Origin of the sequence: Rhodosalinus sp. FB01, assembly GCF_041365715.1 — a bacterium.
In the GTDB taxonomy this organism is placed as follows: domain Bacteria; phylum Pseudomonadota; class Alphaproteobacteria; order Rhodobacterales; family Rhodobacteraceae; genus Rhodosalinus.
Window position 1 is genome coordinate 11,197 of record NZ_JBGFSH010000002.1, and the last position, 15,836, is coordinate 27,032.

The window sequence follows — 15,836 nt, forward strand, 5'->3', positions numbered from 1 at the left end:
CGGTGTCGATGCGCCGGGTGTCTGCCGCGACCCCATGTCCGGCCTGCCCGTGGCCCGTGACAGCGTGCAAAATGCGGCGCGCGCCAGCCGCCGTCACGCCTTTTCTGCCGGGGCCGGACGCATGCAGCGTGGCGCATCGCTCCTCTTGCCACCTCGGCTGGCGCGTGCGGGGCGACGACCGCTCGCTCGCACCGGCTGGGTCGCCTCTCTTCGAAAGCGCCGCCGTGCGGCAAAAAGGGCCTCACTCCTGGCAGAGCCTCATGGCGGCCGCGGCGAGCCGCGGAAGCGGCAGTTCCTCCTCGACGCCACCCATGCGCCTTGCCTCCTTCGGCATCCCGTAGATCACGCAGCTGTCCTCGTCCTGGCCCAAGGTGCGGGCGCCGGCCTCGCGCATCTCCTTCAGACCGCGCGCGCCGTCATCGCCCATGCCCGTCATGATGATCCCGACCGCGTTGGAGCCCGCGTTCTGCGCCACCGAGCGAAACAGGACGTCCACCGACGGGCGGTGCCGCGACACCAGGGGCCCGTCGCGCACGTCGATCCCGTAATGCGCGCCCGAGCGGGTGACCATCGTGTGGCGGTTGCCGGGGGCGATCAGGGCATGACCGCGCAGCATGCGGTCCCCCGGCCGGGCCTCCTGCACGGAGATGTCGCACTCCCCGTCGATGCGCCGCGCGAAGGCCGCGGTGAACGTCTCGGGCATGTGCTGCACGATCACGATCGGCGGGCATCCGGCCGGCATCTGGCGCAGGAAGAGGCGCAGCGCCTCGGTCCCGCCGGTGGAGGCGCCGACGGCGATGATCCTGTCGGTGGTGCGCGCCATCGCCCTGCTTCCCGGCGGCGGAAGCATGGCGTCGGCGGTCAGCTTCGCCTCCACCTCGGACGGGCGCAACCGCGACAGCCGCGCCTGCGCGGCCGCGCGCACCGCGTCGCAGATGCGAACCCGGCTTTCCTCCAGAAAGCCGCGAATGCCGACCTGCGGCTTGCAGATCACGTCCACGGCTCCGGCCGCCATGGCCGCGGTCAGGGTCGCGGTATTGGCGCCCACGAGCGAAGAGCACATGACCACGGGAATCGGGTGTTGGGCCATGAGCTTCTTGAGAAAGGTCACCCCGTCCATGCGCGGCATCTCGACGTCGAGAATGATCACGTCCGGCTTTTCAACGCGAAGCCGCTGCGCCGCGGCGAAGGGATCGCTTGCCGCACCCATGACTTCCAGCCCCGGGTCGGACGCGATCAGTTCGCACAGTGTCTGACGCACCACCGCGCTGTCATCCACGATGAGCACCTTGAGCGGGCGCCGCGGCTGCGCGGACATCACGGGCCCTCCTTGCGGTAGAGCGTGGGCGCGACCTGCCGCAGCCCCTGGGGCACGCGGCTCAGCCCCTCGGCGTGACCGGTGACGAGATACCCGCCTGGCCGCAGGCGGCCCACGACCCCTGCCGCGATCATCGGCTGCTCGGATGGCGGGAAATAGATCAGGACATTGCGCAGAAAGGCGATGTCGGCGGTCAGGGCCGGGCCACGGGCCGGCTCTGACAGGTTCGCCCAGGCCAGTCGCGCCTGCGCACGCAACTCCGGCACGATGCGGTAAAGCGGCCTGCGTCCCGCGCGGGACCGCATGAGATAGCGCCGGCGAAAGGTCTCCGGCAGACCTTCGATCTCGTCTTCGGTGAAGATCGCGGTGGCGGCCCGTTGCAGGATGCGGCGCGAGATGTCGGTGCCCACTACCGCCCAGCGCAGCCCGCCGGCACGCGACCGGGCGGCCTGATCCAGCACCATCGCAGCCGACCACATCTCCGCCCCGGTCGAACAGGCGGCGCTCCAGACCGTGAGGGGCCAGGACCGCCCTGCGCCGGAGGCCACCACCTGGTCTATGCCCTCCTGTGCAAGCCAGTCGAAATGCGCCCGCTCCCGGAAGAACGACGTGGTGTGGGTGACCAGCGCCTCCGCGAGGTTCTGGCGCTCGGCCGCGCCCGAGGGGCCCCGCAGATGGGCGAGATAGGCGTCGAAATCTGCCGCTCCCGTCGCCTGAAGCCGTCGCCCGACGCGCAGCTCCAGAAAGCTGCGCTTGGCGGCATCGATCCGCACGCCGGAAACGCGAAGCATGATGTCGCACAAGCCGCTTGCTTGGACCTCGGTCAACGCCGGCGGAGGAGAGGTCTCGACGGCACCCGCCGCGCCGCCGAGCCCGCGATGCGTCATCGCGCTCACGTCGATGTTCCCCCTGTCATCTCAGGCCCGGCCCGCCGCGCGCGTGTTTTCCCTCGCGTAGCGCTCGAAATCGCTGTCCGAGATGTCCTCGGAGCCGAGATCCAGCGTTACTCCCTGACCACCCGCCACGACGGGCGGCATGGAAGCCCGGGCCGTTACGGTCGAGCCGGATGCCTCCGTCGCGGGACGCAGGCCACGCGGCGCGGGCGACACCCCTGTCGTCGCACCGGGCGACGAAACTTCTCCGGATGCGTCCGACAGGCGGAAATATCCGATCACCTGGCGCATCTGCTCGGACTGAGACGCGAGACTCTCGGCGGACGAGGCGGCCTCCGTCGCGGCAGAGGCGTTTTGCTGGATCACGATGTCGAGTTGACGGATCGCTTCGTTGACCTGTTCAGCGCCCGTGGTCTGCTCCCGGGCCGCGGCCGAGATCTCCTGCACCAGATCCGCGGTGCGCTGGATCGAAGGCACCAGCGCGCGGAGCATCTCGCCCGCCCGGGCGCTGGCATCGAGCGTACGTCCCGAAAGCGACGAAATCTCCGTCGCGGCCTGCTGGCTTCGCTCGGCCAGCTTGCGCACCTCGGAGGCGACGACGGCGAAGCCCTGGCCGTGCTGGCCGGCGCGCGCGGCTTCCACGGCGGCGTTGAGGGCCAGCAGATCGGTCTGGCGCGCGATTTCCTGGATGATCGTGATCTTCTCCGCGATGGTCTTCATGGCGGCGACCGCCTCGTCCACGGCGCGGCCGCTATCCTCGGCCTCCTGCGCCGCCTTGGTGGCGATCTGCTCGGTCTGGGCGGCGTTGTCGGAGGATTGGCGTATGGTGGCCGACATCTCCTCCATGGAGGCGCTGGCCTGGCCTGCCGCAGCCGCCTGCTCGGTGTTGCCCTGGCTGAGTTGTTCGGCAGTGGCGCTCATTTCCTGCGCGCTGGCGGCGACACTGTCGGCACTGGCACCGGCACTGGAAATGACCTGGCGCAAACGGGCCAGCATGTCCTCGAGCGCGATGCCGAGCGCGTCCACTTCGGAGCGGCGCGTGACGCTCGCGGTCAGATCACCCTTCGCGATGGTTTCCGCTGCACGGGTCATGCCGCGCAGGTCCCCGGCCATCGTGTCCATCGCGCGCAAGAGATCGCCGATCTCGTCGCGCGGTCGGTTGGCCGCGGCAATGTCCAGATCGCCCCGCGCGACCCGGTTCGCCACATCCGTTGCCAGACCGAGACCACGAGTGATCGATATCATGATCCATGCGCCGGCGGCGAGGCTGACGATGAACGCCAGGGCCGCGGCGGAAAAAAGCATCGACCGGGCCTCTGCGTAAGTGGCATCGGCCTCGGCCTGGGCATCGACCATCTCGGCACGGCTGCCGGCGAAAACCTCGGAAATGGTGTCGAGCGCCCGCTCGAACGCCGCATCGGCCGGCCCCGTCGCCAATGCCTCCGCCTGCCGGTTGCTGTTCTCCAGCGCCAGCATGCGCACCTCGTCCAGGACGGAGGCCGACCTGTCCCAGGCATCGCGCAGATCGCTCCTCTCGGCGCGGGCGGTCACCCCGAGAATGGCGTCGATCCGCGCAAGCGCTGCCGACCCTCTGGCCAATGCCGCGTCGAGCTTGGCCGAAGCCTCTTCCTGCTCCGCGGGATCGGCCTCGAGCAAAGTCATCTGCGCCGCCGCCTGGGCGGCCAGAAACGCGTCCGCCATCTCGTCGAGCGCGCCGTCGACGGCGTTCGCGTCCACCCCGGCGCCTCGCGCAACGGCACCGCGCAAGGCCGAAACGGCCTCCCTCCCTTCGGCGATGGCAGCCTCGCCGGCATCGCGCGCAAGCCGGCGGCCGCGGGTGTTGGTCTGGGCCTGCGACATCGTCGCAACTTCGCCGAGTATGTCGTCGAGATCGTCAAGCGCCCCGCGGATGTCGGCCATCTGCGCGAGCAAGTTTGGACCGGCTCCCTCGGCCATGTGCGCGAGCGCAGCGTCAAGCTTGGAAGCATGAGCCGCGATTGCCGCCTCGGCCGCCTCGAGTTCGGCCGGCTCGTCGGCGACGATCAGCCGGTTCATCGCGATTTCCATTTCGAGCGCGTGCCGGCGCATGTCGGCAGCCGTGAGGATATTGTCGGCGCTCTCGTTGACGATTTGGTCAAGCACGGAGTCGAGGCTTTTCAGATTGCGCTCCGACACGAAGACGAGGGCGCCGAAGAGGACGAGAACGAGCGTGAAGGTCGCGGCCAGCTTGGCCTTTAGGGTCGGGCGCATGGGAACCTCCTGAAACGTGCCGAACCGGGAAACGGAACCAAGGAAGAATCAGGTCTCTCGCGGGGGCGGGCCCAGCGCAGCCCGTGCCCGAGGGCCAAGGGCCGGATCGATGTCGCGCGCCTGAAGGGCAAGCCGCGTCGCCTGAAGCAGCTGCAGCGCCGGCGCCGTGGCCCGCCCCTCGCCGAGTTCCAGCCGCACGGGCCGGGCCGGATCGAGATCGGCGAGCCGCGCGCAGAGCGATGCATGCACCGACTGCGCGCCCGACAGGTCCAGGGCCGCGTCGATGTCGAGAATCTGCAGGTCGGGCGAATCGGCGGGCACGGCAACCTCCTTTACGGTCGAGGCCGTTGGTAGCGCCCTTCGCTTAACGATCGCTTGCCAGCGCCGGACCGACGGCGCGCTTGGCCGGTAACCGGATGTCAACGGGGGTCAGGAAGAAACGTCCCATCGAGCGGCTGCCAAGCGAGCAAGAGATGCCCAAGGACACGGTTGAAATCGTCGCGGAAGGATTGGCGCAGGCCGAGGAGGCGCGCAGCCGCGTGGTCGCCGCCTTCGAACGTCTTTCGCAAAGCCTCGGCGGCGCCAACGAAAGCCTCGGCGACGTGGGCGGCGCGGTGAAAGGGCTTGGCGCGCTGCTGTCGCGTCTCGACGACCCGGGCACGCAGGATGCGCTTGCCGGCATCTGCGAGGAGATCGCGCAGCTTCTCGCCACCCAGGCCAAGGAGCTCGCTCAAGGCGCGCTTGCCGAAGGGCTTGACGGCGCGTTCTCGGCCAGCGGCGCCATCCTGCGCGAAACACGCCAGCTGGCCATGGTCGCCACCATGAGCCGGATCACGGGCAATGCGAGCGGCATGGAGCAGATCAACGGGTTCGTCGCATCGCTTCGCCACATGACAGAGGAACTGCGCGGATCGGCCGGCAGCCTGGAAAGCACGATCCAGGAGATTCGCGAGCGCAGGGATGCGGCGCTCCGCCAGATCGGCGCGACGGCCCTCAGCGCGGCAGAGGCGCAATCATTCGGCGGCGCGGCGCGCGCCCGTCACGCCGACATCCACGATCGCAACCGCGAACTGAGCAACGGCCTCGACAGGCTTGCAGAGCGGCTGGAGGCCACGAGCCGCACCGAAACCGGCGCGCTGATCGCCGGCATCCAGCACGCCGACGAGCTTTCGCAGCGGCTGGACCATGTCGGCACCATTCTTTCAAGCACCACAGCCGACCCGGTCGCCGCCCGCGCGCTCGCCTCGGCGCAGATCGCAGCGGCTTGCGCCGACACCGATGAGGTGCTGCGCCGTTTGCGGACCGCGCTTTCGCGGATGCGCGAAAACGGGCGCAACGCCGCCCAGATGCTGGCCGGCGACATCGGTGGCGAAGCCGAGGCCCTGATCGAGGGCCTGTCGACCGAACTGGCGCAGGCCGAACGGCTGGAGCGGTTGCTGGGCCCCGCGCTGGCCGCGGCCCTGGAAGCTGCGGGCGCCGTGCGCACCCGCGTGTCCGAAGCGCGCTCCGATTTCGCGCGGCTCCTGGACACCGCCGAGGGTATCACCCTCGCATCGATCAACGCGGGATTGCTGGCCGATCGCAGCGGCATGTCGAAGGCGGCCATGGACGTACTGTCGCGCACGGTCCAGGAAACGGCGGCCCGGTGCAGCGCGCAAGCCGACGCCTGCAAGACGGCCTTCTCCCATGTCGATGCACTGATCGAAAGCGCGACCCTGTCGCGCCTGGAGGATCGCGCCGCAGAGCTGCACCAAAGCCTCGCCGCGGCGCGCGCGCGTCACGATGACGTCGCCAAGGGCGTATCCGACCTTGCCGCCTTGCGTGACAGCGCGCGCGCGGACGCCGCGACGCTGTCCAACGCCGTCGAGGAAGGGCTCGGCGCCCTGGCCATCCTGCCCGAAGCGGTCGAGGCGCTGCGCCGCTGCGGCCGCGCGATGGAGCCAGCGACCCCCTTGTCAGGCGCCGCCCTCGAAAGCCTCGCACCGTTGAATGCGATCTACACGATGCAAAGCGAGAGGGATGTGCACGTGGGGCTGGACGGTACGGCCGCGCCGAAGGCGACAGCGCCCGCTTCGCAATCCCTCGATGACATTCTGTTCTGAGCCTCCGGCGTCGCTGCATGCGCGCCCAAGGGAATCGAATGACAAGTATATGAAAATTCGAAATAAAACCGGAACTCAGGGGTTTTGACACGACGAGGTGCCGCATCATATGCGGCTGCGGTCAGAGGTCGGACGCACGCCGCAAATGCCCGGTTTCGAAGATGGCCACACTGCGCTTCGCCGTAATTGGCGTCGCGTCCTTCGGAGGACAGCAAGATGACACGTACGGTTCTCACGGTCGATGACAGCAAATCGGTCCGCGACATGGTGGCCTTCACCCTCGGCCAGAAAGGTTTCCGGGTCGTCGGGGCGGCTGACGGCGCGGAGGGGCTGTCGGCTTTCACCTCCCAGAAGATCGATCTGGTCATCACCGACCTCAACATGCCCAACATGAACGGGTTCGAATTCATCGAGCAGGCGCGCGGCTCGGCGGCCAATGCCGGGGTTCCGATCGTGATGCTGTCGACCGAGTCGGACCCCGCCGCCAAGAGCCGCGGCAAGGCGCTGGGCGCGACCGGCTGGATCAACAAGCCCTTCGACGCCGACATGCTGACGGCCGTCGTCAACAAGTTGCTGGGGTGATCGCCATGTCTGCCGAGATCAACCCCGCCATCGCCAGCTTCGTTCAGGAGGCCCGCGATCTGCTCGAGGGCCTCGAAGGTCAGCTTCTGGACCTCGAGGCGAACGCGGATCCCGAGCGTCTGGATGCCGTATTCCGCACCCTGCACACGATAAAGGGATCCGGAGCGATGTTCGGGTTCACCGATCTCAGCCGGTTCACCCACCATTTCGAGGAGGCCTTCGATCAGCTGCGCGCGGGTCATCTCACCGTCGATCCGTCGCTTGTCGACTTGTGCCTGCGTGCGCGCGACCACATGATCGGGCTGCTCGAGGCCGGCGCAGACGGCGACGCTGCGGATGAGCCCGACACGTCGCCCGAGGCGGCGCGCCTGCTCGAGGCTCTGGCACGGGTCACCGGCGAGACGTCGAAGACATCTTCGCCCCCCGCCCCCACCCGACATGACGCGGTGGCCACCGATCGCGCGCGGCGCTGGCATATCCGTTTCCGCCCCGACCGGGAGGCGTTGCGCCAGGGCATGCGCCCGGATCTTCTGATCGAGGAACTGGCGTCGCTCGGTGCGCTCGACGTCATGCTCGACACCACCGCGGTTCCGACGCTCGAGGCGATGCCCCCCGAGGACAGTTATCTTGCCTGGGAGGTCGTGCTTCGTACGGACCGGCCGCGGGCGGAGATCGAGGGCGTGTTCATCTTCGCCGACGACGCGACCCTCGAAATCGAGCCGCTGGAAGAGCCGTCCGAGGCGGCGCCCGGCGCATCCGGTACCGACGCGCGGACGCGCGCAGAAGCCCCGTCCGCAAGCATGTCGTCGCCCCGCGCGGACGGACCGGCCCAACCGGTGGCGCGGCCGGGGCAAAACCGGCCCGCCGACAGCCTGCGCGTGGCATCCGCCAAGCTCGACCGCATCATGGATCAGCTCGGGGAACTGGTGATCGCCCAGTCGCGCCTGCACAAGCTGGCCGCCGATGTCGGACATTCCGAGCTCGAGACCGTGGTTGAAACGGTCGAGCGTCTCGTCACGGGCATGAGGGAGGAAACCCTCTCGATCCGGATGCTGCCCATCGAAGGCGTTTTCGGAAAATTTCGCAGGGTGGTGCGCGACCTTGCCGCCGAACTCGGCAAGGAGGTCGACCTCGTCGCCACCGGGGGCGAGACGGAGCTCGACAAGACCGTGCTCGACCAGCTTACCGAACCCCTCGTGCACATGATCCGCAATTCCATGGACCACGGGTTCGAGCCGGCCGAGGACCGGCTCGCCGCTGGCAAGCCCGCGCGCGGCACCCTGCGCCTCAACGCCCGCCAGGAGGGCGGCGAGGTATTGATCACGCTGGAAGACGATGGCGGCGGCCTCGACACGGAGGCGATCCGGACCCGCGCGGTCGAGCGCGGCCTGCTGGCACCGGAGGCTGCGCCGACCGAGGCGGAACTGCAGCAGATGATCTTCGCGCCCGGCTTCTCGACGGCGCAGACGCTCTCTTCCGTCTCGGGCCGCGGTGTGGGAATGGACGCGGTGCGCAGCACCATCGACGGGCTGAACGGCGGCGTCGAGGTCACCTCGTCCCGCGGTCAGGGCACCCGCGTCACGCTTCGGCTTCCGATGACGATGGCCATCATGGACGGGTTGCTGGTGCGGCTGGGCGACTCGGTGCTGGTGGTTCCGCTGGCGGTCATCGACGAATGCGTCGAGATGGACCCCTCCGACACCCTGCGCGACAGCGGGCGCCGCACGCTGCAGATCCGCGACACGTTGATACCCTTCGTCGCGCTGGACGACGCGCTGGGCCTCGCGGCGGATCCCGACGCGCGCCGGCGTGTCGTGGTCGTGCGGGCGGATGGCGCCCGCCTGGGCCTCGTGGTCGGCGACATCCTCGGCCAGAACCAGACGGTCATCAAACCGCTCAGCCCCTATCATCGCGGCATCTCCGGACTGTCCGGGGCCACCATCCTTGGCGACGGATCCATCGCGCTCATCATCGATGTGGCCACGCTCTGCCGTGGCCTGTCGCGCAGCACGCCCGTCGCGCCCGACGCCGCCTGAAAGGATCCCGCCATGGCCGACACGCATCCCGACATCGTGGCCGAGGCGCCCACGGGGCTTGCCACGCTGCTTGTCTTCCACCTCGCCGGCGAACGGTTCGCGCTGCCGGTCACGACTGTGGCCGAAGTGATCGATCCGGTTCCGGCGACCCCGGTGCCCCATGCAGCGCCCCACGCCCGCCTGCTGGTGAACGTCCGTGGCGTCATCACGCCGGTGATCGACATCCGCCGACGCCTGCGCATTCCCGCCTCGGCCGAGGCGCCGGCCACCCTGCGACTGGTCGTGATCGAGGTCACGCTGCCGGTCGGGCCCCAACGCCTCGCCATCGAGGCCGACGCGGTGGAAAACGTGCTGGAGGTCGATACAGGCGCACTCGAGCCCTTGCCGGAGCTGGGCAGCCGCTGGCCCGCCTCGCTCGTCAAGGGTGTCTGTCGCGATGCCCAGGGCGTCGTGATCCTTCTATCCCCCGATGCCGTGTTCGACCCGGACACCGAAGCCGGCTGAGCCTCTCCCGGGATCGAACCGCATTTCGCCCTACTGCGCGCGTCGCCGAAGGCGGTGCCGCGTCTCTTGATTGCCAACTGAAAAACCTACCCGATGAAGAACCCCCTTGATAATCTGAGCGTGAAACTGAAAGTCTCCGTGCTTGGCGCCTTCGGCGTGCTCGGCGTGATCGCATCCGTGGCGCTTTTCGTGCAGACCCGAGCGACCACCGACCGGCTCGATGCGCGCTACGACAAGTATACCGAGCAAGTGTCTCTCGCATCCGCGCTCGACGAGGCTTTTTCCGACTCCGTCATAGCCGTGCGAGGCTTTGAACTCGCGCCGGGAAACGAGAGCCTCGCGGTCGCGGAGGCGGCGCTTGACGCCAAGACCCGGCCGTTGGAGGCGCTTCGCGCCCTGCTCATGGACCACCAGGACGACACGCGCGCCGCGCTGGAAACCGTGGACGCGCAGATACGCGGTTATGGCGACGCCGTCGCACGACTGTCCGCGCGGATCGCGGAACGCGGCTTTGACTGGAGCATGGGGCTGCGCGCCGAACTGGCGGCAGCACGACAAGCGCTGGACAACAGGCTGGTAAACGTGGACGACGCTCAACTGCGGGCCCTGGGCCTGCGGTTGCAAGGCCACGAACGCACGTTCATCACCATCCGGGACGATGCGGCAATCCGGGAATTCCAGGACGCGGCGGAGGCGTTCGCCGCCCGGCTGGACACGGCGCTCGCGCTGCCCGCGGGCGAGCGCGCCGCGCTGCGCGAGGCGAGGAACGGCTACGTTTCGGCCTTCGAGGCTTATGCCGAGGGCGTTGGCAACGTTAGCGCGGCCCGGGCCGACCTCGACGCGGCCACCATCCTGCCTACCGAGGCGATCGGCACGTTGCGGGAGGCGATCGACGCCGACAGGTCCGCCGTCCGGGCGGAAGTGCGCGCCGCCGCGGCCGAGGCGCAGAACACGCTCTGGTGGCTGACGGGGGCGATCGTCGTGGCGCTGGCGCTGCTGGCCGCACTCACCGTGCGCAGCATCACGCGCGGTCTCGGCCGCGCACTTCACGTGGCCGAGCAGGTGGCCGACGGCGACCTGACGGTCGACGCCTCCACGACCTCGCGCGACGAGATCGGGCGACTTCTCGGTGCGCTCGACCGCATGGCGGTCAAGCTGCGCGACGTGGTGAGCGAGGTGCAGGCCGCGTCGGCGCAAGTGGCCGAAGGGGCGCAATCGGCCGGCGTCGCCTCCGAGCAGATCAGCCAGGGCGCGACGGAGCAGGCGTCGGCCGCGGAACAGGCCAGCAGCGCCATGGAGCAGATGACCGCCACGATCCGGCAGGCGGCCGACAACGCCGCGCAAACCGAGAAGATCGCCGAACAGGCCGCGCGCGAGGCCGAAGAGGGTGGACAGGCCGTCGATGCCGCGGTGACCCGGATGAAGACGATCGCGGAGAAGATCACGATCATCCAGGAAATCGCGCGCCAGACCGATCTGCTGGCCCTCAACGCCGCCGTGGAAGCCGCGCGCGCCGGCCAGCACGGCAAGGGCTTCGCCGTCGTCGCCTCCGAGGTGCGCAAGCTGGCCGAACGAAGCCAGCAGGCCGCCACCGAGATTTCGGGCATGTCCGGCGCGACGGTCGAGGCGAGCGAAACAGCCGGCCAGACGCTCAAGTCGCTCGTCCCCTCGATCCGGCGCACCGCGGACCTCGTGCAGGAGATCTCGGCGGCATCGCGCGAGCAAAGCACCGGCGCCGATCAGATCAACGACGCCATCCGCCAACTCGACAGCGTGATCCAGCAGAATGCCTCCGCCGCGACCGAGGCGGCCTCGGTGGCGGAGGCGCTGGCCGCCCAGTCCGAACAGGTCCGCGCCGTCCTCGCCTTCTTCAGCACCGGCACGGCGGAGCGGCACCATGCCGCGCGCACGGTTTCGGCGGAGGCCCGAACTGCCCCCTCCGTCCCGGTCGGCGCCAAAGAGGCTCAGAGTCCCCGGAAGGAAGGATCGCGCAAGAGCATCGACCTGGCCGACCGGGGGTCGCGCGCCGCGACGGCCCCGGCATCCGGCACGGGTCACGGGCCGACCAACGGCGTGGCGCTGGATCTCGGCTACGACGACATGACCGACGCCGATTTCGCCCGCAATTGACGCTTGCGCCGGGCCGGGCACCAGCCCGGCCCGGCATTTCTCCACGCCCCTCTCCGGAAGACCGCCATGACCATCGAAAATGACGCAACCGACACCATCCCGTCCCGGCCAGAAGAGCAGGAGGCGCGAGCCTATGTCGTTCTGAGCCTTGATGACCAGCTCTTCGTGCTCGACGTCGCGCATGTGCGCGAAATCCTCGACATGGCGCGGATGTCTCCCCTGCCCGGCGCCGGGTCCGACGTCCTCGGCCTCATAGACCTTCGCGGCCGCGCGATCGAGGTCGCGGACCTGGCCGTCCGGCTTGGCCTGCCGAGGAGCCCGGCCGGCGGCGAAGGCCGAATCCTCGTGCTCGATGGAGGCGGGGATCGTCCGAGAGGCCTGCGCGTCGACCGCGTCGAGAGCGTGATCGAGATCGCCCCGGACGCTTTCGAACCGGCCGAATACGGGCAGTCCGGCGGAGCGGTGCGCGCCATCACGCGGATCGATGGCCGCCTTGCACTGGCGCTGGATGGCAACGCGGCGCTCGGGGCGGGCGGCGGTTGGCCGCTCTAGGCATCGGCGCGAGGGCGCCGGCGCTCGACGCCTTCGGGCGAAGGCAATCCCGCCAGGACTGGCGCCTCCCGGAACGGCCCCCGCGCCGGGAATGATCGGGGCTTTCGCGAGCTTTCGATGGGCCCTGGCGAAGGACTGCGGCACGGGTTGCGCCCGAAAGACCCGTCCAACCCGGATCGCGAGGAATTGATCCTTCGCGTCGCCTTGCATCGCGTCCTGAAGATAACGGCCACCCCTCCGTCGCGCGCGCGAGGATGACGGCATCCGGGTCCCCTGGCCAATCGCGCCGCTCGTCCGCGTCATGGCCCCTTGCCGGTGACACTGACAGGCAGTGGCGGGGCGCGCCCACCACGGCGACCGAGGCGTCAGGCAGCCGGGCGGTCGTGCTGCTTCGTTCGACCGGATTTTCCGGTGGCCTGCATCGGGCCGAGCGTCCTCGACACCCTCCCCGGGCAAATTCCAGGGCGGAACCGGCCATGCCCAAGGGCGCACACGGGGGCAGCGCCACGTTCCCGGGCGGGGACGGCGCGGGCTGACCGGACCGCAAGCCCCCGGGCGTCGCCCGCCGAGGAATGAGATCCATGATCTCGGGCGCGCCGCCTTCGATGCCGTGGGTGGCGTCTGGCGGCATGGAACGCCCCCATCGCGGGCCAGCTCCTTTCGATGCGCCCAGACGGGACCGGCGAGGCGGGAAAGCCGCGCGGTGCGCATGGGGCGCGAGATGCGGATCCGTGCGGACGCCTGCGCCCGCGACGACACGTGCCGAGGCGGCGGCGATGTCCACGCCGCCCGCGCGACGGGGCAGCGCGGGGAGCGCGCCTCCCGGCAACACGGCCCGAATGCCGGCCCCGCGCAGCGGGCGAGCGCCGCGCACGAGGACACCCGCGGGCCGCTGGCGCCGGCCATGCCGGTATCGGGCCCGGACCCACCGTTTCCCGCTTCCGCCGTCAGGTTTTCACCCTCAGCGCCTTGGGGTCGTACATCGGCGTCAGGCTCGCGTGGGCGGGCACACGGCGTCCCGCGACCTCGACCGCGTAGGAGGCGGCCAGCATCCCGACCGCCGGTCCCCCTGGACGGGTGCAGGGCACATAGCCGAGCCCGACCGCCGCCCCCAGGGCGGGGCCATAGCCGCCGGAGGTGAGAAACCCCACGATCTCACCGTCGCGCAGCAGCGGCTCGTTGTGGTGCAGGTGGATTTCGGGATCCTCGAGCCGAAATTGCACGAGACGCCGCTCCGGGCCCGTCTCCAGCTTGCGCAGCACGGCCTCGCGGCCGATGAAGCCCCCCTTCCGCGTCTCCACCGCGAACCCCAGCCCCGCCTCGATCACGTCATCCTCGTCGGTGATATCATGCCCGTAATGCCGGAACGCCTTCTCGAGGCGGCAGGAATTCATCGCGTGAATGCCGCAGAGCCTGAGCCCTTGCGCCGCGCCGGCCTCGACCAGCGTCTCGAACACATGGGCGGCCTGATCGCAGGGCGCGCAGATCTCCCAGCCAAGCTCGCCGACATAGCTCACGCGATGCGCACGGGCGATCCCGAGGCCGATCTCGATGTCCCGCGCCGTGCCGAAGGGATGCGCCGCGTTCGAGAAATCGTCCGGTGAACAGCCTGCAAGCACAGCGCGCGACAGCGGCCCCATGAGCGAGAAGACGGATTCGCCCGAGGTCATGTCGACGATCGCCACCGCGCCCTCGCCTGCGTGACGGCGCAGCCATGCCAGATCGCGTTGCAGCGTGGCCGCCGGGACGACCAGAAGATAGCTCGTCTCGCCCAGCCGGGTCACCGTCAGGTCGCTTTCGATGCCGCCACGGGCGTTCAGCATCTGCGTGTAGACGATGCGCCCCGCCGCCACGTCGAGCTGCCCGGCGCAGACGCGCTGAAGAAAGGCGCAGGCGTCGCGCCCCTCCACCCGGATCTTGCCGAAAGAGGTCATGTCGATCAGCCCCACGCCCTCGCGCAGCGCGATGTGCTCGGCCCGGGCGTTGGCGAACCAGTTCTGCCCGCCCCAGTCGTAGCGATAGGCCCGCTCCTGACCGGGGTCGGCGAACCAGTTGGCGCGCTCCCAGCCGGCCGTTTCGCCGAAGACCGCGCCGGCGGCCTTCAGATGCTCATGCACCGGCGAGCGACGCACGCCGCGGGCCGTGACCGGCTGGCGGTTCGGGTAGTGATCGGCGTAGAGCAGGCCCAGCGTCTCGGACACGCGCTCGCGCAGGTAGCGGCGGTTGCGCTGAAAGGGCTGGGCGCGGCGGATATCGACCTCCCACAGGTCGAAAGGCGGCTCGCCTTCCGTGATCCAGTGCGCAAGCGCCATGCCGGCGCCCCCGGACGAGACGATCCCGATGGAGTTGTAGCCCGCCGCCACCCAGTAGCCCCGAAGCTCCGGCGCCTCGCCCAGATAGTAGCGGTCGTCGGGCGTGAAGCTTTCGGGCCCGTTGAAGAAGGTGTGGATACCGGCCGTCGCCAGCATCGGCATCCGCGCGACCGCGGTCTCGAGGATCGGCTCGAAATGGTCGAAATCCTCGGGCAGCTGGTCGAATTCGAAATCCTCGGGGATGCCGCCCATCCCCCAGGGCTTGGCGCGCGGCTCGAAGGCGCCGAGCATCATCTTGCCGGCGTCCTCCTTGTAATACGCGCATTCGTCGGGCACCCGCAGGACGGGCAACCGGCCCAATCCCTCGATGCCCTCGGTGACGATGTAGAAATGCTCGCAGGCGTGCAGGGGCACGGCGACGCCCGACTGCGCGGCCAGTTCGCGCGCCCACATCCCCGCGCAGTTCACCACGACGTCGGCCGCGATATGGCCCTGTTCCGCGCCGCTTTGCCACGACACGCCGGTGACGCGCCCCTCCTTCACGCCGACACCCGTGACCTTCACGTTCTCGGCGATAGTCGCGCCCCGGTCGCGCGCGCCCCGCGCGAGCGCCAGCGCGATGTTGGCGGGATCGGCCTGCCCGTCCTTCGGCAGCCAGACACCGGCGGTGACGCCCTCGGTGTTCAGATGCGGATACATCGCCTTCACGTCGGCCGGCCCCAGCTCCTCGACCTCGACGCCGAAGACCCGCGCCATGCCGGCGGTGCGCAGCAGCTCCTCCTTGCGGTGGGAGGTCAGCGCGACGGTGATCGATCCGGTCTGGCGAAAGCCTGTCGCCATGCCGGTTTCGTCCTCGAGCCGGGTGTAAAGCTCGGTCGAATACCTGGCGAGGCGGGTCATGTTCTGGCTGTTGCGCAGCTGACCGATTAGGCCGGCCGCATGCCAGGTCGTGCCGCTGGTCAGCCGCTTGCGTTCCAGAAGGACGATGTCGGTCCAGCCCGCCTTCGCAAGGTGGTAGGCGACCGAGCAGCCGGACACCCCTCCGCCGATGATGACGGCCCGGGCCTCGCGGGGAAGCGCGGTCATGTCGTTCGTCCCGAAGCGGAGCCGAGCGGGGTGACGGGAGGACGGTGTCGCGTCAACCCTGCCGGCCTCGC

General features: G+C 69.5%; 11 protein-coding genes. 6 read left to right on the forward strand and 5 right to left on the reverse strand.

Going from position 1 to position 15,836, the window contains the following annotated elements; translation table 11 throughout:
- Positions 1-241: 241 nt before the first annotated feature.
- Genes AB6A65_RS02745 through AB6A65_RS02760 form a run of 4 tightly spaced genes read right to left on the reverse strand, consistent with a single transcriptional unit; the run spans position 242 to position 4,782 of the window.
- The gene (locus AB6A65_RS02745) at positions 242-1,318 is read right to left on the reverse strand and encodes a chemotaxis response regulator protein-glutamate methylesterase (RefSeq protein ID WP_371036828.1); all 1,077 of its coding nucleotides are present in this window, start codon (positions 1,316-1,318) and stop codon (positions 242-244) included.
- Complete coding sequence (locus AB6A65_RS02750; RefSeq protein WP_371037236.1) at positions 1,318-2,205, reverse strand: protein-glutamate O-methyltransferase CheR; 888 nt, start codon at positions 2,203-2,205, stop codon at positions 1,318-1,320. Before AB6A65_RS02750 ends, AB6A65_RS02745 begins: the two co-directional genes overlap by 1 nt.
- A gap of 30 nt (positions 2,206-2,235) precedes the next feature.
- On the reverse strand, positions 2,236-4,461 hold the full coding sequence (locus tag AB6A65_RS02755; RefSeq protein WP_371036829.1) for a methyl-accepting chemotaxis protein: 2,226 nt from the start codon (positions 4,459-4,461) through the stop codon (positions 2,236-2,238).
- A 48-nt stretch (positions 4,462-4,509) separates the two neighbouring features.
- Positions 4,510-4,782 (reverse strand): hypothetical protein, encoded by a 273-nt coding sequence (locus AB6A65_RS02760; RefSeq protein WP_371036830.1) that lies wholly within the window; start codon positions 4,780-4,782, stop codon positions 4,510-4,512.
- A gap of 281 nt (positions 4,783-5,063) precedes the next feature.
- Between AB6A65_RS02760 and AB6A65_RS02765 the strand changes: the two genes are divergently transcribed.
- The 6 genes from AB6A65_RS02765 to AB6A65_RS02790 all read left to right on the forward strand — a co-directional run bounded on the left by AB6A65_RS02765 (position 5,064) and on the right by AB6A65_RS02790 (position 12,367).
- Complete coding sequence (locus AB6A65_RS02765) at positions 5,064-6,563, forward strand: hypothetical protein (protein WP_371036831.1); 1,500 nt, start codon at positions 5,064-5,066, stop codon at positions 6,561-6,563.
- 216 nt (positions 6,564-6,779) lie between these two features.
- Positions 6,780-7,145 (forward strand): response regulator, encoded by a 366-nt coding sequence (locus AB6A65_RS02770; RefSeq protein WP_371036832.1) that lies wholly within the window; start codon positions 6,780-6,782, stop codon positions 7,143-7,145.
- 5 nt (positions 7,146-7,150) lie between these two features.
- Positions 7,151-9,181 carry a chemotaxis protein CheA gene (locus AB6A65_RS02775; RefSeq protein ID WP_371036833.1) on the forward strand — a complete coding sequence of 677 codons (2,031 nt, stop codon included), beginning with the start codon at positions 7,151-7,153 and terminating at the stop codon, positions 9,179-9,181.
- Positions 9,182-9,193: 12 nt separating this feature from the next.
- A complete protein-coding gene (locus tag AB6A65_RS02780) occupies positions 9,194-9,685 on the forward strand; it encodes a chemotaxis protein CheW (protein ID WP_371036834.1) in 492 nt (163 codons plus the stop codon).
- Between the two features lie 120 nt (positions 9,686-9,805).
- Positions 9,806-11,815 (forward strand): methyl-accepting chemotaxis protein, encoded by a 2,010-nt coding sequence (locus AB6A65_RS02785; RefSeq protein ID WP_371036835.1) that lies wholly within the window; start codon positions 9,806-9,808, stop codon positions 11,813-11,815.
- 66 nt (positions 11,816-11,881) lie between these two features.
- Positions 11,882-12,367 carry a chemotaxis protein CheW gene (locus AB6A65_RS02790; protein ID WP_371036836.1) on the forward strand — a complete coding sequence of 162 codons (486 nt, stop codon included), beginning with the start codon at positions 11,882-11,884 and terminating at the stop codon, positions 12,365-12,367.
- A 947-nt stretch (positions 12,368-13,314) separates the two neighbouring features.
- Here the strand turns inward: AB6A65_RS02790 and AB6A65_RS02795 are convergent.
- Positions 13,315-15,765: an FAD-dependent oxidoreductase gene (locus AB6A65_RS02795; RefSeq protein WP_371036837.1), complete on the reverse strand. Its 2,451-nt coding sequence runs from the start codon at positions 15,763-15,765 to the stop codon at positions 13,315-13,317.
- Positions 15,766-15,836: the final 71 nt, after the last annotated feature.